At 64.6% G+C, this 21,008-nt stretch carries 25 protein-coding genes; 21 read left to right on the top strand and 4 right to left on the bottom strand.

Features of this window, described 5'->3' with window-relative positions:
* Positions 1-2: 2 nt before the first annotated feature.
* Entirely contained in the window at positions 3-251 is a 249-nt protein-coding gene (locus HXX15_RS19170; protein WP_296517992.1) for a hypothetical protein, read from the bottom strand.
* A gap of 252 nt (positions 252-503) precedes the next feature.
* On the opposite strand from HXX15_RS19170, the gene HXX15_RS19165 reads away from it, so the two are divergent.
* A complete protein-coding gene (locus HXX15_RS19165; RefSeq protein ID WP_296517991.1) occupies positions 504-878 on the top strand; it encodes a hypothetical protein in 375 nt (124 codons plus the stop codon).
* 208 nt (positions 879-1,086) lie between these two features.
* Here the strand turns inward: HXX15_RS19165 and HXX15_RS19160 are convergent, their stop codons facing one another.
* On the bottom strand, positions 1,087-2,250 hold the full coding sequence (locus HXX15_RS19160) for an NADH:flavin oxidoreductase/NADH oxidase (protein ID WP_296517990.1): 1,164 nt from the start codon (positions 2,248-2,250) through the stop codon (positions 1,087-1,089).
* Between the two features lie 176 nt (positions 2,251-2,426).
* Between HXX15_RS19160 and HXX15_RS19155 the strand changes: the two genes are divergently transcribed.
* The 18 genes from HXX15_RS19155 to HXX15_RS19070 all read left to right on the top strand — a co-directional run bounded on the left by HXX15_RS19155 (position 2,427) and on the right by HXX15_RS19070 (position 17,096).
* On the top strand, positions 2,427-3,428 hold the full coding sequence (locus tag HXX15_RS19155; RefSeq protein WP_296517989.1) for a tripartite tricarboxylate transporter substrate binding protein: 1,002 nt from the start codon (positions 2,427-2,429) through the stop codon (positions 3,426-3,428).
* Between the two features lie 29 nt (positions 3,429-3,457).
* A complete protein-coding gene (locus HXX15_RS19150) occupies positions 3,458-4,360 on the top strand; it encodes a LysR substrate-binding domain-containing protein (protein WP_296517988.1) in 903 nt (300 codons plus the stop codon).
* A 123-nt stretch (positions 4,361-4,483) separates the two neighbouring features.
* Positions 4,484-5,602, top strand: a complete 1,119-nt coding sequence (locus HXX15_RS19145) for a 4-oxalomesaconate tautomerase (protein ID WP_296517987.1) — start codon at positions 4,484-4,486, stop codon at positions 5,600-5,602.
* A 133-nt stretch (positions 5,603-5,735) separates the two neighbouring features.
* Complete coding sequence (locus tag HXX15_RS19140; protein ID WP_296517986.1) at positions 5,736-6,764, top strand: amidohydrolase family protein; 1,029 nt, start codon at positions 5,736-5,738, stop codon at positions 6,762-6,764.
* A 1-nt stretch (position 6,765) separates the two neighbouring features.
* Entirely contained in the window at positions 6,766-7,461 is a 696-nt protein-coding gene (gene ligK, locus HXX15_RS19135; RefSeq protein WP_296517985.1) for a 4-carboxy-4-hydroxy-2-oxoadipate aldolase/oxaloacetate decarboxylase, read from the top strand.
* Position 7,462: 1 nt separating this feature from the next.
* On the top strand, positions 7,463-8,386 hold the full coding sequence (locus HXX15_RS19130) for an NAD(P)-dependent oxidoreductase (RefSeq protein ID WP_296517984.1): 924 nt from the start codon (positions 7,463-7,465) through the stop codon (positions 8,384-8,386).
* A 13-nt stretch (positions 8,387-8,399) separates the two neighbouring features.
* Entirely contained in the window at positions 8,400-9,314 is a 915-nt protein-coding gene (locus tag HXX15_RS19125; protein WP_296517983.1) for an amidohydrolase family protein, read from the top strand.
* A gap of 10 nt (positions 9,315-9,324) precedes the next feature.
* Positions 9,325-9,714 (top strand): protocatechuate 4,5-dioxygenase subunit alpha, encoded by a 390-nt coding sequence (ligA, locus tag HXX15_RS19120; RefSeq protein WP_296517982.1) that lies wholly within the window; start codon positions 9,325-9,327, stop codon positions 9,712-9,714.
* Positions 9,714-10,568 carry a class III extradiol dioxygenase subunit beta gene (locus HXX15_RS19115; RefSeq protein ID WP_296517980.1) on the top strand — a complete coding sequence of 285 codons (855 nt, stop codon included), beginning with the start codon at positions 9,714-9,716 and terminating at the stop codon, positions 10,566-10,568. The genes ligA and HXX15_RS19115 overlap by 1 nt, the downstream gene beginning before the upstream one ends.
* Complete coding sequence (locus tag HXX15_RS19110; RefSeq protein WP_296517978.1) at positions 10,569-11,525, top strand: Gfo/Idh/MocA family oxidoreductase; 957 nt, start codon at positions 10,569-10,571, stop codon at positions 11,523-11,525.
* 91 nt (positions 11,526-11,616) lie between these two features.
* Positions 11,617-12,036, top strand: a complete 420-nt coding sequence (locus tag HXX15_RS19105) for a hypothetical protein (protein ID WP_296517977.1) — start codon at positions 11,617-11,619, stop codon at positions 12,034-12,036.
* A gap of 70 nt (positions 12,037-12,106) precedes the next feature.
* Complete coding sequence (gene hisE, locus HXX15_RS19100; protein ID WP_296517976.1) at positions 12,107-12,508, top strand: phosphoribosyl-ATP diphosphatase; 402 nt, start codon at positions 12,107-12,109, stop codon at positions 12,506-12,508.
* 72 nt (positions 12,509-12,580) lie between these two features.
* On the top strand, positions 12,581-13,162 hold the full coding sequence (locus tag HXX15_RS19095; protein WP_296517975.1) for a YqaA family protein: 582 nt from the start codon (positions 12,581-12,583) through the stop codon (positions 13,160-13,162).
* 65 nt (positions 13,163-13,227) lie between these two features.
* Positions 13,228-13,809 carry a hypothetical protein gene (locus HXX15_RS19090; RefSeq protein WP_296517974.1) on the top strand — a complete coding sequence of 194 codons (582 nt, stop codon included), beginning with the start codon at positions 13,228-13,230 and terminating at the stop codon, positions 13,807-13,809.
* Positions 13,810-13,949: 140 nt separating this feature from the next.
* The gene (locus HXX15_RS19085; RefSeq protein ID WP_296517973.1) at positions 13,950-14,918 is read left to right on the top strand and encodes a nitronate monooxygenase family protein; all 969 of its coding nucleotides are present in this window, start codon (positions 13,950-13,952) and stop codon (positions 14,916-14,918) included.
* 76 nt (positions 14,919-14,994) lie between these two features.
* Positions 14,995-15,768, top strand: a complete 774-nt coding sequence (locus tag HXX15_RS19080) for a thioesterase family protein (RefSeq protein ID WP_296517972.1) — start codon at positions 14,995-14,997, stop codon at positions 15,766-15,768.
* Positions 15,769-15,999: 231 nt separating this feature from the next.
* The gene (locus HXX15_RS19075) at positions 16,000-16,236 is read left to right on the top strand and encodes a hypothetical protein (protein ID WP_296517971.1); all 237 of its coding nucleotides are present in this window, start codon (positions 16,000-16,002) and stop codon (positions 16,234-16,236) included.
* 158 nt (positions 16,237-16,394) lie between these two features.
* Complete coding sequence (locus HXX15_RS19070; protein WP_296517970.1) at positions 16,395-17,096, top strand: hypothetical protein; 702 nt, start codon at positions 16,395-16,397, stop codon at positions 17,094-17,096.
* Between the two features lie 136 nt (positions 17,097-17,232).
* On the opposite strand, the gene HXX15_RS19065 is transcribed toward HXX15_RS19070, so the two are convergent.
* Entirely contained in the window at positions 17,233-18,555 is a 1,323-nt protein-coding gene (locus HXX15_RS19065; protein ID WP_296517969.1) for a tetratricopeptide repeat protein, read from the bottom strand.
* Between the two features lie 36 nt (positions 18,556-18,591).
* On the opposite strand from HXX15_RS19065, the gene HXX15_RS19060 reads away from it, so the two are divergent.
* The gene (locus tag HXX15_RS19060) at positions 18,592-19,248 is read left to right on the top strand and encodes a hypothetical protein (protein ID WP_296517968.1); all 657 of its coding nucleotides are present in this window, start codon (positions 18,592-18,594) and stop codon (positions 19,246-19,248) included.
* A gap of 23 nt (positions 19,249-19,271) precedes the next feature.
* Positions 19,272-20,255 (top strand): S8 family serine peptidase, encoded by a 984-nt coding sequence (locus HXX15_RS19055; protein WP_296517967.1) that lies wholly within the window; start codon positions 19,272-19,274, stop codon positions 20,253-20,255.
* On the opposite strand, the gene HXX15_RS19050 is transcribed toward HXX15_RS19055, so the two are convergent.
* Positions 20,228-20,821: a DUF2478 domain-containing protein gene (locus HXX15_RS19050; RefSeq protein ID WP_296517966.1), complete on the bottom strand. Its 594-nt coding sequence runs from the start codon at positions 20,819-20,821 to the stop codon at positions 20,228-20,230. The two genes, HXX15_RS19055 and HXX15_RS19050, sit on opposite strands and share 28 nt — an antisense overlap.
* Between the last annotated feature and the right edge of the window lie 187 nt (positions 20,822-21,008).

Genomic DNA, 21,008 nt, shown 5'->3' with positions numbered 1-21,008 from the left:
GATCAGTTCCGCCTGGCGTCGTCGTCCGAATTGCGCGTCGCGGTGGTTTGCCGCGGCGATGAGGCGCGGCCGACCGGCTGGCAGGGAATCGCCATCCAGGTTCCATCCGGCTTGCGCTGATAGGAGCTGCAGGTCGACGACGCGGCCTGGGCTTCAGTTCTCTGGTGGTCGGAATTCGCGGCCTGCACCGGCGCTGCCAGAACTGTGAGCGCGGCAATCGAGGTTCCGAGGATCGCACCTGCTGTTCGCATCGTTCGGTTCTCCTGTTCGAACGCGAGCTATTTCCAAACGGAGCATGGTCAGTGATTGCTACGGAAAATTTTGCGCAAATTTTGCTTAAATTTTGGCAAAGGCCAAACGGCTCCACGCTCTGGCACGTAGTTCGCGACGCCGGCTTCCGTTAACGATGTCTATAAAGCTTGATTCGCGACTGTCGTTGACGATCGGAACCGCACAACTAATGATGCGCGCAGATTGCAACCCGCAGACGCACAGGAATCAACATGTCACGCGTTTTTGCCGCTCTGATCGCTTCCGCCGTCGCAGCCGTCGCGCTGCCGACCGCCGCTTCCGCCGGATGCTACAATTGCTACGCACCGCCGCCCTGCGTCACCTGCTATCAGCAACAGGTGATTCCGCCGCAGTACCGCACCGTGCAGGAAACCGTGGTGGTTTCGCCCGGCGGCGTGATCGCGCATCGGACCCCGGCGCAGTATCGTACCGTTATGGTACCGCAGACCGTGATGGTGGCGCCGGAAGGCGTGGAGTACGAGCGGATCGCGCCGCAATATGGCGTCCGCGAGCGGGTCGAGATGGTGGCGCCGGCGCGCGCCTACTACGTGCCGGTGCGTTCCCGTTGCGGCCACTGCGAATACTGAGTACTCGGGCCGATCGAACCGCGCGACCGGAACCGTCGAACACTGAATTCAATGCCTCATGCCCGGCCTTGCGCCGGGCATTGTCGTTTGACGTCGTCATTGCGAGGAGCTCTTGCGACGAAGCAATCCAGTCTTTGCTTGGATTCCCTGGATTGCTTCGCTGTCGGGCGGAGCTTCGCCCTGCCCTCGGCGCGCAATGACGGGCTCCTCATCCCTTGCGAAACGGCAGCTTCGGGCCGTCGAGCTTGCGCAGGCCAGGCTCGCGGCGTTCCAGCCACCAGCCATATTGCTTCGGCCAGTCGGAAAATACTTCGTCACCCTCGGTCAGTTCGAGCTGGGCGTGCAGCGGCCAGTTCGGATCGAACAGCGCCTCACGGCCGATCGCCACCAGATCGGCCTGGCCCTGCTCGACGATGCCCTCGGCCTGGTCCGGATGCAGGATCAGCCCGACCGCGATGGTCGGGATCTCCGCCTCGTTGCGGATGGTCTCGGCGAACGGCACCTGAAAGCCGTAGCCGCGCGGAATTCGCGCCGCGGTGGCCGATCCCAGCAACCCGCCCGAAGAGCAGTCGATGATGTCGACGCCTCGGATTTTCGCCTCGCGAGCGAATGCCACCGAGTCGGAAAGCTCGATGCCGCCCTCGACGCCGTCGATCGACGAGATCCGCACCGACAGCGGCAGGCTGTCGGGCCAAGCGGCGCGGATAGTCTCGATGATCTCCAACGGATAGCGCATCCGCCCGGCGCGGTCGCCGCCATAGCGGTCGGTGCGCTTGTTCGACAGCGGCGACAGGAACGCATGCAGCAGATAGCCGTGGGCGCAATGCACCTCGAGCATCTCGAAACCGGCCTCGGCGGCGCGCAGCGTCGCTAGTCGCCATTGCTCGCGCAGTCCATCGAGCTCGTCCTCGGACAGCTCCTGCGGCATCAGCCAGCCTTCCTCCATCGGGATCGGGCTCGGCGCCACGATGCTCCACGGCATGTCGCCGCGGGCGCGATCGGCCTCGGTCAGCGCGGCGTTGCCGAACCACGGTCGCTGCATGCTGCCCTTGCGGCCGGCATGGGCGAGCTGGATCGCCGGCACCGCGCCGTTGTCGCGGATGAAGGCCGCGATCCGCTCCAGCGGCTTGATCTGGCCGTCGTGCCACAGCCCGACATCGCCATGGGTGATGCGGCCCTCCGGGGTAACCGCGGTGGCCTCCATCATCACGATCCCGGCGCCGCCTTGCGCGAACTTGCCAAGGTGAACCAGATGCCAGTCGTTGACCATGCCATCGGTGGCCGAATACTGGCACATCGGCGAAATCAGAATCCGGTTCTTGGCGGTGATTCCGCGCAGGCTGATCGGGCGAAAGAGCGGAGGCTGCGACATCGGCTTACTCTACGGCTCGCGGAAAACTGTCAGGCAGTTGAAGACCGCTGCGGCGCCAGCGTCAACAACGACGCCGGACGGCCAGACTGGGCAGAGAAATGAAGACAGGTTGCAGGCCCAGCGTCAATCGTTCGCAGTCGCTACAACTTCCGGTGATTCTCGTCTATCGTCGCCAGATGACATTGATTGACCGCAACTTCTTCTCCCGGCGCGGCATGCCGGCCGCGCTGGTGACGCTGGGCCTGCTGCTGGCATCGGCGCAGATGCCAGCGCGCGCGCAGGGCCTCTATCCGACCAGGCCGGTGCGAATCGTGCTGCCGTTCGCGGCCGGCGGCGTCGCCGACGTCACCGCGCGGCTGGTCGCGGAAAAGCTCGGAGAGCGGATGAAGGGACGGTTCTACGTCGAGAACCAGCCCGGTGCCGGCGGCATCGCGGCGGCGCGCACGGTGATATCCTCACCGCCCGACGGCTACACCTTGGCGCTGTTGTCGAACGGCACCGCGATCGGCGTCTCGCTGTTTAAGAAATTGCCGTACGATCCGCTGAAGGATTTCGCGCCGATCTCGAGCCTCGGCTATTTCGATTTCGTCTTCGCCACCAATACCGCCTCGCCCTACGGGACGCTGGCCGACTTCATCAACACGGCGAAGCACAAGCCCGGCGCGCTGAATGTCGGCACCATCAACATCGGCAGCACCCAGAACCTCGCGGCCGAATTGTTCAAGGCCACGGCCGGGGTCAGCTTCGTCATCATTCCCTATCGCGGCACGCCGGAGCTGCAGATCTCGCTGCTGCAGGGCGATCTGGCGCTGATCGTCGACAGCTATTCGGCGCTGAAGGGCAATATCGCCGAGGGCAAGATGCGGCCGCTGGCGGCGACCGGCCCGCTGCGCTCGAAGATCGCGCCGGACGTTCCGACCCTGCGGGAAAGCGGCATCGAGGCCAGCGTCGAGTCCTGGAACGGGCTGTTCGCACCGATCGGCACGCCGCCGGCGGTGATCGCGGCGTTGAACGCGGCGCTGCAGGACGTTTTGGCCGAACCGGGTCTGAAGCAGCGGCTGCTCGAGCTGGGCATCGAGGCCAAGGCCAGCACGCCGGATCAGATCGCCGCAAGGCTCAAATCCGATATCGAGAAGTGGCGCGGCGTGATCGATACCGCCGGGATCGAACGGCAATAACAACAGCGGCAACCGGTCCGGGCCATGCGATGAACCTTAAGCAGCTCGAATATTTCGTGCATGTCGCTGAGCTGGGTAGCTTCAGCAAGGCCGCGGTGATGCTCGACATCGCGCAGCCGGCGCTGAGCCGCCACGTCCGCGGCCTGGAGGCCGAATTGCGCCAGCAGCTGTTCGTCCGCAATGGCCGCGGCGTCGCGCTGACCGAGGCCGGCAAGCGCCTGTTTGACCACAGCGTTGGCATCATCCAGCTGGTCGCACAGGCGCGCGAGGATCTCGGTGCCAGCCGTGACGCGCCGGTCGGCCGCGTCACCATCGGGCTGCCGCCGAGCATCGGCCGGCAGTTGACGCTGCCGCTGATCGACCGCTTCCGGCGCGAACTGCCCGCAGCGCGGCTTGCGATCGTCGAGGGGCTGTCGACCCATATCGTCGAATGGGTCACCACCGGTCGGGTCGATGTCGGCCTGGTGTACAATCCGGACGCCCAGGCCGGAATCGAGATCACGCCGCTGTTGCAGGAGGCGCTGTCGCTGGTCAGCCCCGCGCCGAAGGGCAAACGCGGCCGCGCCGCGCCGCCGCTGCCGATCAAGGAGCTGTCGAACTATCCGCTGATCGTGCCGGAGCGGGTGCATGCGATGCGGCGTCTGCTGGAGACCCAGGCGGCGCTGGCCGGGGTGAAACTCGATATCGCCTGGGAAGTCTCCAGCGTCCCCTCGATCATCGATCTGGTCTGTGCCGGCTATGGCCACGCGGTGCTGACCGCCAGCGGCGTCGCGGCGTCCGCGCGCGCGGCCGAATTGATGGTGCGCAAACTGGTCGATCCGGCGCCCGTCAGCGTGCTGTGCCTGGCGGTCTCGGCGCATAGGCGCCCGACGCCACTCGCCGAGCATACGATGCGGCTGTTGGCTGAACTGATCCGGGAGCTGCCGACGTAAACTCCAGCATCGCTGGGAACTTCCGCCCATGCTGGATTATGATAGCTGTTATAGGTGACCGGCGGTGGCGAAGCTCGCGGCGGGTCGCCACAATGCCGCGAACGATCATCCGGATGGAAACGAATGCAGACCGCGATTCCCTGCCTGTTCATGCGCGGCGGCACCTCGCGGGGACCGTTTTTCAATGCCGCCGACCTGCCCGCCGACATTCCGACCCGCGACAAGGTGCTGCTGGCGGTGATGGGCTCGCCGGACAAGCGCCAGATCGACGGCCTCGGTGGCGCGCATCCTTTGACCAGCAAGGTCGGCATCGTCTCGAAGGCGACGCGGCCCGGCGTCGACCTCGATTTTCTGTTCGCACAATTGCAGCCCGACAAGGACACCGTCGATACCACGCCGAACTGCGGCAACATGCTGGCCGCGGTAGTGCCGTTCGCGCTGGAAACCGGGCTGGTGAAGCCGCAGGGCGCGACCACCACGCTGCGGGTGCTGACGCTCAACACCGACATGCTGTGCGACATCACGGTGCAGACCCCGGACGGCCATGTCGCCTATGAGGGCGACGCCCGGATCGACGGCGCGCCCGGCACCTCGGCGCCGATCAAGATCAACTTCCTCGACACCGCCGGGTCGGTGGCGCCCGGCTTGCTGCCGACCGGCCATGTCCGCGACGTGATCGATGGCATCGAGGTGACCTGCATCGACAACGGCATGCCGCTGGTGATGTTCAATGCGGAAGCCGTCGGCCGCACCGGCTATGAGAGCGTCGACCAGCTCAATGCCGATACCGAATTGCAGGCGCGGCTGGAGCGGTTGCGGATCGCCTGCGGCCACGCCATGCAGCTCGGCGACGTGACCAAGAAGAACTATCCGAAGATGACGCTGATCGCGGCGCCGCGCGCCGGCGGCAGCATCGCGACCCGCAGCTTCATCCCGCATGTCTGTCACGACGCCATCGGCGTGCTGGCGGCGGTGACGGTCGCCACCGCCTGCGTGCTCGACGGTTCGGTGACGCAAGGTATCGCCGTGGTGCCGCGCGGCGAGGCGAAAACCATCTCGGTCGAACATCCGACCGGCGAGTTCTCGGTAGAGATCGCGGTCGATCCGCAAAACCCGCAGACCGTCACCCGCGCGGCGCTGCTGCGCACCGCGCGATTGCTGATGCGCGGCGAGGCGATGATCCCGGCCGCGGTGTGGCGCGGCCAGCAAACCAACGACGCAGCGCAACGCCGCGCGGGCTGAAGGCATGGAAACCGTCATTGCGAGCGAAGCGAAGCAATCCAGGGGCGCCAAGTACGGAGCCCCTGGATTGCGTCGTCGCATCGCTCCTCGAAATGACGGGCGCAGGTTTTCCGATTAACGTCCAAGGATAATCATGATCATCGACATTCACGGCCACTACACCACCGCGCCGAAGGCGCTGGAGGATTGGCGCAACCGGCAGATCGCCGGCATCAACGATGCCTCGGTGATGCCGAAAGTATCCGATCTGAAGATCAGCGACGACGAATTGCGCGACAGCATCGCCGAGAACCAGCTGAAGAAGATGCAGGAGCGCGGCAGCGACCTCACCATCTTCTCGCCGCGCGCCAGCTTCATGGCGCACCACATCGGCGACTTCCAGGTATCGTCGACCTGGGCGGCGATCTGCAACGAATTGTGCGCGCGCGTCGCCGGGCTGTTCCCCGATCACTTCATCGGCGCGGCGATGCTGCCGCAATCGCCCGGCGTCGATCCCAAAAGCTGCATTCCCGAGCTGGAGAAATGCGTCAAGGACTACGGCTTCGTCGGCATCAACCTCAATCCTGATCCGTCCGGCGGACACTGGACCTCGCCGCCGCTGCCCGACCGGCACTGGTATCCGATCTACGAGAAGATGGTCGAGCACGACATCCCGGCGATGATCCACGTCTCGACCAGCTGCAACGCCTGCTTCCACACCACCGGCGCGCATTATCTCAACGCCGACACCACCGCCTTCATGCAGTGCCTGACCGCCGACCTGTTCCGGGATTTCCCGACGCTGAAATTCGTCATCCCGCATGGCGGCGGCGCGGTGCCGTACCACTGGGGCCGGTTCCGCGGCCTGGCGCAGGAGATGAAAAAGCCGCTGCTGAAGGATCATCTGCTGGGCAACATCTTCTTCGATACCTGTGTGTATCACCAGCCCGGCATCGACTTGTTGACCAAGGTGATCCCGGTGGACAACATCCTGTTTGCCAGCGAGATGATCGGCGCGGTGCGCGGCATCGATCCGGAAACCGGGTTCTATTACGACGACACCAAGCGCTATATCGAGGCATCGACGCTGCTGACGCCCGCCGAGAAGAAGCAGATCTACGAGGGCAATGCGCGGCGGGTCTATCCGCGACTCGACGCCGCGCTGAAAGCAAAGGGCCACTAGCATGAGCGTGCGAACCAACGACCTCGGCATCGTCAAGCGCAACGTGGTGCGGGCCGACAAAGCCGCGGTGGCAAAACTGGCGCGGTTCGGCGTCGCCACCATCCACGAGGCGATGGGCCGGGTCGGGCTGATGCAGCCCTATATGCGGCCGATCTATGCCGGGGCGCATACCTGCGGCACTGCGGTGACCGTGCTGCTGCAGCCCGGCGACAACTGGATGATGCATGTCGCCGCCGAGCAGTTGCGGCCCGGCGACATCGTGGTGGCAGCCTGCACCGCCGACAACACCGACGGCTTCTTCGGCGATCTGCTGGCGACCAGCTTTCGCGCCCGCGGCGCGGTCGGGCTGGTGATCGACGGCGGTGTGCGCGACGTCAAGGATCTCACCGCGATGCAGTTTCCGGTATTCTCCAAGGCGATCAGCGCCAAGGGCACCGTGAAGGCGACACTCGGCTCGGTCAACATCCCGGTGGTCTGCGCCGGCGCGCTGGTCAATCCGGGCGACGTGGTGATTGCCGATGACGACGGCGTCGTGGTGGTGCCGGCCGCGGTGGCGCAAGCCGTCGCCGACGCCGCCGCCGCCCGCGAGGCCAACGAGGCCGAGAAGCGCGAGAAGCTGGCGAGCGGCGTGCTCGGGCTCGACATGTACAATATGCGCGGGCCGCTGGAAAAAGCCGGCCTGAAATACATCGATTGAGATGACCCGCGATCCGAAACAATGGCAGCTCGGACTGGTCGGCTATGGCGAGGTCGGCCGGATTCTGGCCGAGGATCTGCGCGCGCAGGGCGTGAAGGTCGCGGCCTATGACATCAAGCTCGACGGCGGTCCGGCGGACGCGATGCGCTACCACGCCGGCATCCATGGCGTGGCGCTGGTCGCATCCCATGCCGCGCTGGCGGCGATGTCCGACCTGATCGTCTCCGCGGTGACCGCCAGCCAGACCGTCGCGGTGGCGCAGGCCTGCGCGCCGGGGGTCCGGCCGGGCGGCTGGTTTCTCGATTTCAATTCGGCCTCGCCCGGCGCCAAGCAGCGCGCCGCCCAACTGATCGACGCGGCCGGCGGCCGCTATGTCGAGGGCGCGGTGATGACCTCGATCCCGCCCTATCGGATCAAGGTGCCACTGCTGCTCGGCGGCGCCGGCGCGGCGGAGCTGGCGCCGCTGCTGATCGCGCTGGGCTTCGACGCCAAGGTGGCGAGTGAAAAACTCGGCGTGGCGTCAGCGACCAAGATGTGCCGCAGCATCATGATCAAGGGGCTGGAGGCGATGGTGATCGAAAGCTTCACCACCGCGCGGGCCTACGGAGTCGAGGACGCGGTGCTGGCGTCGCTGCAGGAGACCTTTCCGAGCATCGACTGGGAGAAACAGGGCGCCTATTTCTTCCAGCGCGTGATCGAACACGGCCGTCGCCGCGCCGAGGAAGTTTTCGAGGTGGCCGAGACCGTACGCGAGGCGGGGCTGACGCCATGGTCGGCGCAGGGCACCGCCGAGCGGCAAGCGTTCGTCGCCGACCTTGCCGACGCCGGCGTGTTCGGCAAGCGCGGCGATCCGGAATTTGCCCGCAGTCCTGACTGGCGCATCGAGGCCGACCGAATTCTTGCAGCGGCGAAGGCCAAGACCTGAAAGATCAACACTGATGCAATTTGAAAAGACCCAAGGCTGGCTCGACTGGTACGCCAACCCGTCGAAGCCGACATTCAAGGTGCCAGCGGGCGCGGTGGATGCGCATTGCCATGTGTTCGGGCCCGGCGCGGAATTCCCGTTCGCGCCCGAGCGCAAATACACCCCGTGCGACGCCTCGAAGCAGCAACTGTTCGCTTTGCGCGACCATCTCGGCTTTGCCCGCAACGTCGTGGTGCAGGCGACCTGCCACGGCGCCGACAACAGCGCGATGCTCGATGCGCTGGCTCATTCCGGCGGTCGCGCGCGGGGCATTGCGACGGTGAAGCGCAGCATCCACGACTCCGAACTGGAGGCGATGCACGAAGCCGGCGTCCGCGGCGTGCGGTTCAATTTCGTCAAGCGGCTGGTGGACTTCACCCCGAAGGACGAGTTGCTGGAAATTGCCGGCCGGATCGCCAAACTGGGCTGGCATGTGGTGATCTATTTCGAGGCGGTCGACCTGCCCGAATTGTGGGATTTCTTCACCGCGCTGCCGACGCTCGTCGTGGTCGATCACATGGGCCGGCCCGACGTCGGCAAGCCGGTCGATGGCCCGGAATTCGAACTGTTCGTCAAGTTCATGACGCTGCATCCCAACATCTGGTCGAAGGTCAGTTGCCCGGAGCGACTGTCGGTGACCGGACCGCCGGCGCTGAACGGGGAGCGGCAGCCCTATCGCGACGTGGTGCCGTTCGCGCGGCGGATCGTCGAGACTTTTCCGGATCGCGTGCTGTGGGGCACCGACTGGCCGCATCCGAACCTCAAGGACCACATGCCGGACGATGGCCTGCTGGTCGATTTCATTCCGCAGATCGTCACCACGCCGGAGCTGCAACACAAGCTGCTGGTCGACAACCCGATGCGGCTATACTGGCCCGAACTTTCCTGAGGAGGACGCCATGTCACTCGACAAACCCTACAAGGACGTGCCCGGCACGACGATTTTCGACGCCGAGATGTCGCGGCTCGGCTACCACCTCAATCAGTTCTGCATGTCGCTGATGAAGGCGGACAACCGCGCCCGTTTCAAGGCCAATGAACGCGCCTATCTGGACGAATGGCCGATGACCGAAGAGCAGAAGCAGGCGGTGCTGGATCGCGACCTCAATCGCTGCATTTCGCTCGGCGGCAACATCTATTTCCTCGCCAAGATCGGCGCCACCGACGGCAAGAGCTTTCAGCAGATGGCGGGCTCGATGACCGGGATGAGCGAAGAGGAATACCGCAACATGATGATCGGCGGCGGTCGTTCGATCGAAGGCAACCGCTCGCTCGGGGAGAAGAAGTAATGGCCCGCGTCACCGCCAGCGTCTACACCTCGCACGTTCCCGCCATCGGCGCCGCGATCGACGCCGGCAAGACCGGTGAGCCCTATTGGCAGAAGGTGTTCGCCGGTTACGACTTCTCCAAGCAGTGGCTGAAGGACGAGAAGCCAGACGTAATCTTCCTGGTGTTCAACGACCACGCCACCGCCTTCAGCCTCGATCTGATTCCGACCTTCGCGATCGGCACCGCCGCCGAATACACTCCGGCGGACGAGGGCTGGGGCCCGCGCCCGGTGCCGAAGGTGATTGGCCATCCGAAACTCGCAGCGCACATCGCGCAATCGGTGATCCAGGACGATTTCGATCTCACCATCGTCAACAAGATGGATGTCGACCACGGCCTCACCGTTCCGCTCAGCCTGATGTGCGGCCAGCCGCAGGCCTGGCCCTGCCCGGTGATCCCGTTCGCCGTCAATGTCGTGCAATATCCGGCGCCGTCGGGCCGGCGCTGCTACATGCTGGGCCAGGCGATCGGCCGCGCGATCGCCTCCTATGAAGAGCCGCTCAAGGTGCAGATCTGGGGCACCGGCGGCATGAGCCATCAATTGCAGGGCCCGCGCGCCGGGCTGATCAACAAGGAATGGGACAATGCCTTCCTCGACCGGCTGATCGCCGATCCGGAAGGGCTGTCGAAGATGCCGCATATCGATTATGTGCGTGAAGCGGGCTCCGAAGGCATCGAATTGGTGATGTGGCTGATCGCGCGCGGCGCGATGAGCGACGTCGCAGGCGGGGCCAAGCCCACCGTCAAGCACCGCTTCTACCACGTGCCGGCCAGCAACACTGCGGTCGGCCATCTGATCCTGGAGAACAACTGAATGGCTAAACCGATCAAGGTCGCGCTGGCGGGCGCCGGCGCATTCGGCATCAAGCATCTCGACGGCATCAAGAATATCGACGGCGTCGAAGTAGTGTCGCTGATCGGCCGCCGACTGGATGCGACGCAGGACGTCGCGAAGAAATACGGTATCTCCCACGCCTGCACCGAACTCGCCGACGCACTGGCGTTGCCCGAGGTCGACGCGGTGATCCTTTGCACCCCGACCCAGATGCATGCGGCGCAGGCGATCGCGTGCCTCAACGCCGGGAAGCATGTCCAGGTGGAAATCCCGCTGGCGGATTCGCTGGCCGACGCGCAGGCGGTGGTCGACCTGCAGAAGAAGACCGGCTTGGTGGCGATGTGCGGCCACACCCGCCGCTTCAATCCGAGCCATCAATATCTGCATAAGAAGATCGTTGCCGGCGAGATCGCGATTCAGCAGATGGACGTGCAGACCTATTTCTTCCGCCGCAGCAACATCAATGCGCTGGGCCAGGCGCGCAGCTGGACCGACCACCTGTTGTGGCACCACGCCGCCCACACCGTCGATCTGTTCGCCTATCAGGCGGGATCGAAGATCGTGAAGGCCAATGCGGTGCAGGGGCCGATCCATCCGACGCTCGGCATCGCGATGGACATGTCGATCCAGCTCAAGGCCGAGAACGGCGCGATCTGCACGCTGAGCCTGTCGTTCAACAATGACGGCCCGCTCGGCACCTTCTTCCGCTATATCTGCGACAACGGCACCTGGATCGCCCGCTACGACGACCTGTTCAACGGCAAGGACGAGAAGATCGACGTCTCCAAGGTCGATGTCTCCATGAACGGCATCGAATTACAGGACCGGGAGTTCTTCGCCGCGATTGGCAACGGCCGAGAGCCGAATTCCAGCGTGGCGCAAGTGCTGCCCTGCTACCAAATACTGCACGACTTGGCGCAACAGCTCGAAGACTGAAATCCTGGCGTGCGCGGCAATGGAACTTTTTCGCATCAGCGGGGTTTTATTCATCGGGCCGTCGAAGGCCGAGCAAGCCGAAGGACATCACATGTTCACGCGTAGCAAATTACTGGCGTTCACCACCCGTGGCATCGCAGTCGCGACATTGGTTGCCGTGGCGATGACCGCGCTGCCGCCGACACCGGCGTCGGCGGAAAGTCGGGTTCCCGCCAACACTGCGTCCGCGAGCGGCGCAAGCAGTGACGCCACCGATTTCAGCGCGGCTCGACGCCATCGTCACGTTCGTCGCGGCAATGGCGGCCCGGCCGCAGCCGCGGCTTTCGCCGGCATCATCGGAACCATCGGGGCGATCGCCGCCTCGCAAGCCCGTCGCGATGAATACGAGTATTACAATCGCGGCCCGGTCTATTACGGCAATCCGGGCTATTACCGTGGGCAGGGCTATTACGATAAGCCGGGCTATTATGGCGGCGGCCGGCCGCTTGGCCTCGGCTATCGAGCTTGGTGACGATTGCGCGACAGTCGGCTTCGGTGGGGGCGTTAACGCGCCTGCCACCTGTTTACAGTAACATAACCGGATGAGTGATTCGCTCGACCGGCTCTATCAGGCAGTGCTCGCGGCCAAGGATCTCGATCCGGCGCTGTCGCGAACCGCGCGGCTGTTCCAGCGCGGACCCTCGAAGATGGCGAAAAAGCTCGCCGAAGAAGCGATAGAGGTGGTGATCGACGCGGTTAACGGCAATCGCGCCGCGGTGGTCCGCGAGAGCGCCGACCTGCTCTACAACCTCACCGTCTTGTGGGCGTCAGCCGGGGTTTCCCCCGAGGACGTCTGGCGCGAGATGAGCCGCCGCGAAGCCATGCTGGGAATCGCCGAAAAGCTTCCGAAATCGAACCTCAAGATCCCCGAACCCGCGGCTGCCCGGATCGAACGGCGACCAATTGTCGCGCTCGAGGGCCGCAGCCTGCGCAAGCGCCGCTGAGCGGTTTTCCCGGTTGGGCGCATTTCATAGCCGCGGCATGGACAAAATGGCGCGAGGATGGTTGATCGCGCCATGCTGAGAAAAATCTACGACTGGTGTATCGACGCCGCACACAAACCTTACGCCTTATGGGTAATGGGCATGGTGTCATTCGCGGAAAGCTCGTTCTTTCCGGTCCCCCCCGACGTGATGCTGATCCCGATGTCGCTGGCGCGGCCGGAGCGGGCCTGGCTCTACGCCACCCTGTGTACCGTAACCTCGGTGGTCGGCGGCGCCGTCGGCTACGCGATCGGCGCGCTGCTGTACGATTCGGTCGGGCACTGGGTGATCCAGTTCTACGGCTATGGCGACAAGGTCGCGGCGTTTCGCGCCGGCTATGCCGAATGGGGCGCCTGGATCATCTTGCTGAAAGGCCTGACCCCGATTCCATACAAGCTGGTCACCATCACCGCCGGGTTCGCCGACTTCAATTTCTGGCAATTTATCGGACTGTCGGTGATCGCACGCGGCGGACGATTTTTCGTGGTCGCAATCCTGCTTAACCGCTACGGCGTGTGGATTCGCGAGCAGATCGAGAAGCGTCTGACGCTGTGGGTCAGCCTCGGCGCCGGCGTCCTGGTGCTCGGATTCATCGTCGCAGTTCGTTTAGTTTAGCACAAATCGGTGAGCCGCTGCGCGCGTTGCTTTGCCGAACCTGCGCAGGCGGATACGATGCGGCGATGTCAGCTCTCCGCGTGAATCAACTGCTGCGATTCCGAGCGCGCCTCGTCTTCGTCGCCGCGGCGTCGGTCGCGATGCTGAACGTGCCGCATTCGGCCTGGCCGCAGACGGCGCCAGCGGCAGCGCCGTCGCTGCAGCCTGCGCAGCCGGCCGCGCCGCGCGAGGAAAATCCGGGCCTGGTCAATGAAATCGGAAAACTGCTGAAGAACCCGTCGTTGCTGTTGCCGGACATTTCGATGCCGCATTTGTCCAACGAGCAGCCGGAGCCAAGGCCGTCAGCGGACGCCAGACCGCCGGAAAGCCCGCTCCCGCCAACCACGCCACCGCCGGAAACCCCGTCCCGGCTTGGCGTGCCGTCGATGGTGACCGGTCGGGTGGTTTGCTCGGTATCGGCCGGCGGCGGGCCGGACTGCAAGGCGGCGGCCGACACGCTGTGCAAGGCCAAGGGCTTCAGCGAAGGCAAGAGCCTCGGCGCCGATGCGGTCGAGAAGTGCTCCGCCAAGGTTCTGATCCCCGGGCGGCCACGGCAACCCGGCGATTGCCGGACCGACAATTTCGTCACCAGCGCCTGGTGCCAGTAGCGCGCTAGCCACGAAAGCCGGCGGCGATCTTGCGTCCAATCGCTGCGATTTCGCGACATCATGCCTTGCAAGGCGGTGGCGCGCTTGCTTTCTTGTCGCGGCGCACACGCCGCCAAAAACAACCCAAGGGGAATTTGCGAATGTCGATGCCTGCACTGTTCAAGGGCCGCCTCTCGATCCCGGTGATCGGCTCTCCGTTGTTCATCATTTCGGTGCCGGACCTCGTGATCGCGCAGTGCAAGGCCGGGATCGTCGGATCGTTTCCGGCGCTGAACGCGCGGCCGGCGGCGCTGCTCGACGAATGGCTGGTGCAGATTAAGGAAGAGCTCGCGACCTACGACAAGGCGCATCCGGAGCGGCCCTCGGCGCCGTTCGCCGTCAACCAGATCGTGCACAAATCCAACAACCGGCTCGATGCCGACATGGCGCTGTGCGAGAAGCACAAGGTGCCGATGATGATCACCTCGCTCGGCGCCCGCGAGGAATTGAACCAGGCCGCGCATCGCTGGGGCGGCATCGTGTTCCACGACGTGATCAACCAGAAATTCGCCCACAAGGCGATCGAGAAGGGCGCCGACGGGCTGATCCTGGTCTGCGCCGGCGCCGGCGGCCATGCCGGCGAAATCTCGCCGTTCGCCTTCGTCGCCGAGACCAGGGCATGGTTCGACGGCCCATTGGCACTGTCCGGCGCGATCGGCAATGGCCGCGCGATCCGCGCCGCGCGAGTGCTCGGCGCGGACTTCGCCTATATCGGCTCGGCCTTCATCGCCACCACCGAAGCCAACGCGGTGCCGGGCTACAAGGACATGATCACCACCTCGACCGCGGAAGACATCGTCTATTCCAACCTGTTCACCGGCGTACACGGCAACTACCTGAAGCCGTCGATCGTCGCCGCCGGCATGGACCCCGACAATCTGCCGGAATCCGATCCCTCGAAGATGAATTTCGGCACCGACGCCTCCGGCGAGCGCGCCAAGCCGAAGGCCTGGAAGGAAATCTGGGGCAGCGGCCAGGGTATCGGGAGCATTCCGAAGGTGGTGCCGGTCGCCGAGCTGGTCGCGCGGTTCAAGCGCGAATACGACGCGGCCATCGATCCGGCATTGTGAGCAGACGAAGACAACTGCATCGTGCCCGGGTTGCGCAGCATCCGGGGCGCGAAATCGCGATGGGAATGTTTGATTGATGGACGCCATCTACCGCATCGACGGTCGCCACATCGTCACCGGGCCGAATGCCGCCGGTCCCTGGCATCCGACCATGCAGCACGGCTCGCCACCCTCGGCGCTGGTGACATATCTAGCCGAAGCGATTGCGACGCCGCAGCCGATGCAGGTCGCGCGGCTGACCGTCGACCTGCTGCGGCCGGTGCCGGTGGCGCCGCTTTCATTCGAAACCGAGGTGCTGCGCCAGGGCCGCAAGATCCAGCTCTGCGCGGTGCGGCTATTGGCCAATGGCGTGATCGTCGTCAACGCGACGGTGCTGAAAATCAGGATCGAGCCGCAGCAATTGCCGGCCGAGATCGAACACCCGCCGATCGACGTTCCGCCACCGGAGCAATGCCGTCCGCACGACGTCAGTCACACCGCCAACCCGTTCGTCGGCGGGATGTCGCTGCGCGAAGCACATGGCGGTTTTCTCTCGATCGGGCCGGGCGCGATCTGGTACCGGGTCGACCGGCCGATGATCGAGGGACAGCCGACCTCGCAGGCGATGCGCGCGGTGATCGCCGCCGATTTCAGCAACGCCACCTCGGCAATCCTCGACTTCCGACATTGGACCTTCATCAACGCCGACCTCAACGTTCATTTCGCCCGTCAACCGGTCGGCGATTGGATCCTGCTGAATTCGGAAATGTGGCTCGGCCCCGACGGCGCCGGTATCGCGTCCTCGAAGCTCGGCGACGTCCACGGTTACTTCGGCCGCGCCATCCAGAATCTCGTGATCGAGAAGCGTTGACCTCTTAGGTCCGCAAGCGAAATTCCCTGCGTGGCGAGCCATCCCGTCACTCCGGTCATGCGCCGCGCGGGTGACATTGATGCGCGACAATTGCCGCTCCGGCAACGCGGATTTAACAGCCCATTAACCATCGCAGGCCCAACAATATGGCGCCGAAGATCGGCGGCGCCGGTGCGCGTCAGTTGCTCTTTCCGGCATTGGTGAAGCGACGCAACCGAAGTGGACAGCGACATGTTCCCTGACAAGACACCGGCCACGCTCGACGAAATCAGAACCCGTGTCGCCTACGCGCTGCGGCGTCACCCGCTGTGCCGCAATGTGCAGTTCGAGATCGTCAGCACACCGCGGACCCTCAAGGGCGGCAACTGGACCATCAGCATCCAGAAGGTCGCGCCCGACGCGCTGTGGGAAGCCTCCGATATCGTCGCTGATATTCAGGACGCCTACGAACTCGCGATCGCGGCCTGAACCGCGAACCGCTCGGCCACAGGCACGCGCGGGCCGGAACCGTATCTGCAAGTCATTCTCGTTTGCTCAGCGGGTCGTACCCAGCGGCCCCTTGGCCTTATTTCTTCTGCATTTGTGACGAATATGACGGGCATCCGTCATCGGGACCGGAGATCATCTTGACGAAGACCGCGACGCTTCTGGCATTGGCCTGCTTCCTTATCACTGGCGCCGCCGCGGTCAGCGTTCTGGCGCGGGACAGCGTGCCGGCCGCTGGGACCAGACTGCAGCTCGCCGCAATTCAAAGTCCGACCGCGAACCGCGAGAGCAAGACCGACAAGCTTGCGGTGACGACCGCCTCGCTGGCGCTGCCGTCGCTGGAACAGGCCTATCCGGAACTGCGCGAGCCGCTGCGCCAGGCGTTCGCGTCGGACAGCCCGGTCGATCTGCCGATGCCGTCGATCGCCGAGCCGACCGCAGCACAACCGACGGCCGCCGCGCCGATCGCTGCTGAACCGATCGCCGCAGCGCAGCCGCCCAAACCGAAGCTCGCCGCCAAGCCGCCGGCACAGAAATCCTATGCGCTGCTCAGCGACGAGCAGATCGCCGCCATCAAGGGCCGGCTCAATCTGTCGTCGTCGCAGGAATATTACTGGCCCTCGGTCGAACAGGCGCTGCGCGCCGTCGCCCGCAAGATCCACACCTCGCGCCACGGCCAACCGTCGACCGGCGCGCCGCCGATCGATCCCGACAGCGACGAGGTCCAGCAGTTGAAGTCGGCGGCGATGCCGCTGCTGTTCCAGCTGCGCGAAGACCAGAAGCAAGAGGTCCGCTCGCTGGCGCGCATCATCGGCCTGCACCAGGTCGCCGCGCAGATTTGAGCGCTTGCTTGCGTTGAATTGACGCGCTGCGAACTGACGCGCGGAAAGACGACGACGCCATCATTCCGGCTTATCAGTTCGAGAGTCTGGCAGAAACCTTCACCCGCCCAGCATCAACAACCTTGGCGGCAGGCGATCACGTCGCCTGAAATTGCGCTGGGCTCTTGTGAGTGTCGCGCTCCAGCCAATCGGTTCGGCGACCCGACACCAGTTTCAAGCCTTCGACGAAATGATCAATCCAGGTTCGGTCAACGAACGGTAGCCAATCGATATATTGCTTGGAGAAATTCGGCTTCACCGCGAACAATTCGCCGAGCGCAGCTTGCCCGCCGACGATGTCGCCGCTTCGTGCAACGGCGTTGATCTTGATGACGTGGGCGTACCAATAGGCGGGACGGCGGGCGAGCGCGTGATCAGCGTGTTCGATCGCATCTGACCACCGGCCGAGCAGCGTGTAGGCCAGCGCCAGTTCGCCGAGCGAATAAAACATGTTCGGGTCGTTGGTACTGAGTCGCAACGCCGCCTTGAGATGGACGATGGCCTGCTCCGGCTCGCCGGCGAGATTGTGACTGCCGCCGAGCTGCGCATGTGCCAGCATCAGGCTGGGATTGAGCGCGATCGCCTGCTGCAGCAGCGCTTTGGCCGGCAACGGATGCCGCAGCCACATTTCCGCAATCCCGGCCAGCATGAAACCGCGGCCGTCGTCCGGATCGACCAGGGTGGCCTGCTGCGCCAGCTTTCGCATCCGCAGGATCTGGTCCTGCGGCTGCCGGCCGGCCCAGATCGCCCAGCCCAGCGCCGCCGTCACCTGGATCAGCGCCTCCGGCGAATGCGGGTCGAGCTCCAACGCCTCCGCGAACAGCTTTTGCGCCATCTCGGAATCGGTGCGGGTCAGCCGGTTGATATGCCATCGGCCGCGCCAGATCAGGTCGTTGACGCCGAGACTCTCCTCCCGCTTGGCGCGGGTACGAGTCTGTTCAACGTGCCCGATCTTGGTTTCGAGATGCGCGACCAGCTCATTGACGAACTGCTCGAGCAGGTCCCGCGAGGTCGGCGACGGTAGCGCAAACCGCCGCGACCAGATCGCGTAGCCGGTGACGGACTCCGACAGGCTGGCAGAGATCCCGTAGGATTCGCACGAGCGGTACAAATGCCCTTCGAGCAGATATCTGGCGCCCAGCTGCAGGCCAATGGACTTCCTGTCGACGGTGTCGGCGAACGAAAAACTCGAATTCCGCGCGATCACCGGCAACCAGCGGAGTCGCGACAGCCCCGCGATCAGCTCTTCGCTGATGCCTTCGGCCAGATAATCGTGGGCCTCGTCGCCGGTGAGGTTCGAGAACGGCAATACCGCGATGGCGTGGTTGCCTTCGAAGCCGAGCGGCGGTTGCGAGGTATCGACAATATAGCTCGGCAGCGGGGCCGCGGCGTGGCTGGTGACTCTTGCCGTGCTCGGCACAAACGGAATCGATTTCCTGGGCGGCCGCGCCAGCGCTTGGCGCTGGTCGCGAAGCCATTCCCTGAATCCTTCCTCCCCCGGAATATCGAAACCTTCGAGAAATTCGTCGGACGAGCTTTTGTCCTGAATCGAATTGAGCGCATCGACATCGATCAGATCAAGCCGGAGCCGGACCCGGTCTCGATTGCAGATCAGCAATGGCTCAGGTCCGCCATTGAGGCACTTTCGCAAATTGGACAATTCACGGCGCAAACTGCCAGCCGCTTCGGCGTGCCCTCGCTTGCGCCAAAGCCTGTCCTGCAACCAGCCGCGTGTCCGCTCACCGTCTCTGGACATCGCCAGCATCGCCACCAAAGCTGCACCCTTCTTGCTGGGTATTTCGATGCGATTGCCATCCGATGTCGAAAGCTGAAAAGGCCCCAACAGACTCAGCACGGAGTTCGCAACTGTCGTCGCCATATCTCAACCATCCAATTTCAACCCAAGATAGCATTTTTCACGCGACAATCACGCGATTTTCACGATCGATCAGCTGCCACGCGAAGACGCGGAGCGCCGCAAAGGCGAAACTTCATCAGTCGCAGGTTCCACCGCGACGAAGCGGAGAAGCGACCAGCCGCCCGAAGGGTCGTCGATCGGAACCACAATCGGTTCCGCAGCGACTCACGAGCGGCGGGCACGTCTGACGAGTGACCAGCTGGTATCGGGTGAGGCAAATGGCGGGCGTTGCGGGAACGGCATTCCAGCAAGATATTCTGTTCGCTTTTGGGGGGGGCAGTCCGGCGATCACCATTGCCGTCCTCGACGGCCCGGTCGACCGCACCCACGACTGCTTTCGCGGCGCCTGGCTGACCCCGCTCGGCAGTGCTGCGGAGCCGCGCAGCGCTGACGGCCCGGCTACGGCGCAAGGCACCCACATCGCAAGCCTGATCTTCGGACAGCCCTGCAGTTCCGCTGAAGGCGTCGCGCCGCTGTGCCGCGGGTTAATCATACCGATTTTCACCGAAGGTCAGCTCGGCTGCTCGGAACCGGAACTGGCGAGCGCCATCATGCTGGCGCTCGATCTTGGCGCCCATGTCATCAACATCAGCGACGGATTATGGCGCCGCGGCCAGCAGCCCGATCCAGACCTGGGCGATGCGATCGCTCGGTGCAACGAACGCAACGTCCTGATCATCACCGCTGCCGGCGGCGGCCGCAAACTTCGTAGTGCCTCCGGCACGCCCAAGGCCGTGCTGTCGGTCGAGGCGATCGACCGCAACGGTCGGCCGCTCGCCGGCGCGGGAAGCCAGGGCATGTTCAGCGACGGCATCGCGGCACCAGGATCGAATCTGAGGGGCGCCGTCCTGGAAGGTGGCGTCGCGTTTCGAAGCGGAGCGAATTTCGCCACCGCGCTGGTATCAGGCATCGCCGGTGTGCTGCTGGGTCGGCAGGTCCAGCACGGCCAGACCCCGAATCCGCGCGCGGTCGGCGAGGCCATCCTGGCTACCGCCACGCCACGGGTTCCGGCCCAGCCGCACGATTGTCAAAAAGCACTGCTCGGTCGAGGCAATATCCGGGCCGCCGCCGAAACCATGACGGTCCGAGGCGTTCACAACCGTGGTGACGCGGCCAGATCCCCGTTCGATTTTTGGCTCGCGCCGAAGCTGGGCTCGCGGTCATCAGTGTCCCGTCACGCGGCGTTCCGTCCGCGCGCCTGACCGCGCCACCAGGCCTCCAACGCCTCACCATCGGGTGGCAGCGAGATCGACAGCCCTTCGGCGAAACTCGCCCAGACGCTTTCCGCCTTCGGCGTCACCACGCAGGCGATCGGAACGCCGGCGGCGACCGCCGCCTGGAACGCCGACATCAGCCCGCCGCGAACCGCTTCCTGCCCGCCAAACCGGCTCAGCACCACGAGGTCAGGAGCCAACGCGATCGCGCGTTCGACCGCGCCCGCGGCCAGCGCCAGCGACGACGAATTCAGGTTGCATGCCTGCGAGCCAGAGCCGAGATTCTGGTGCATGGCGTAGCGATCGCCGGTGGCGATATCGAGCAATTCGCTGCGGCACTCGCAGCTCTCGTGCCCGCCATGGCCCGCGTGACCTTCGGCATGCGCATGGGGCGGCACGTGGCCGGTATCGTCGGGCGGCACCACGACACCAACAATCTTGACGCCTTCGGCCCGGCGACGCAGCGCGAACGCGGTCAGCACATCGGCCGCGGGCGTGCCCGGCCCGCCGCGGACGGCCGCGATCAATGCGGATTGAATGACTTCCAACGACATTGTCGATTCCCCTTCATCTCGAACGGATGCGCATCGCACATGGCGACACAAAATCGGTAACTCCGTAGCGAGTAGCACGCTGGATCGATGGCTTCGTTCGCAGCTGAGCCAACTCGGCGCGAGCCTTGCCGAACGCAGTCGGCACTATGCGAAGTTCGTGCCGCAACAATCTCCGCGGCCCGACGCG

Source organism: Rhodopseudomonas sp. (assembly GCF_013377015.1).
Classification (GTDB): Bacteria; Pseudomonadota; Alphaproteobacteria; order Rhizobiales; family Xanthobacteraceae; genus JARJEH01.
The sequence above is the reverse complement of the archived record's forward strand: the minus strand, read 5'-3'. Positions and strand labels throughout refer to the sequence as shown.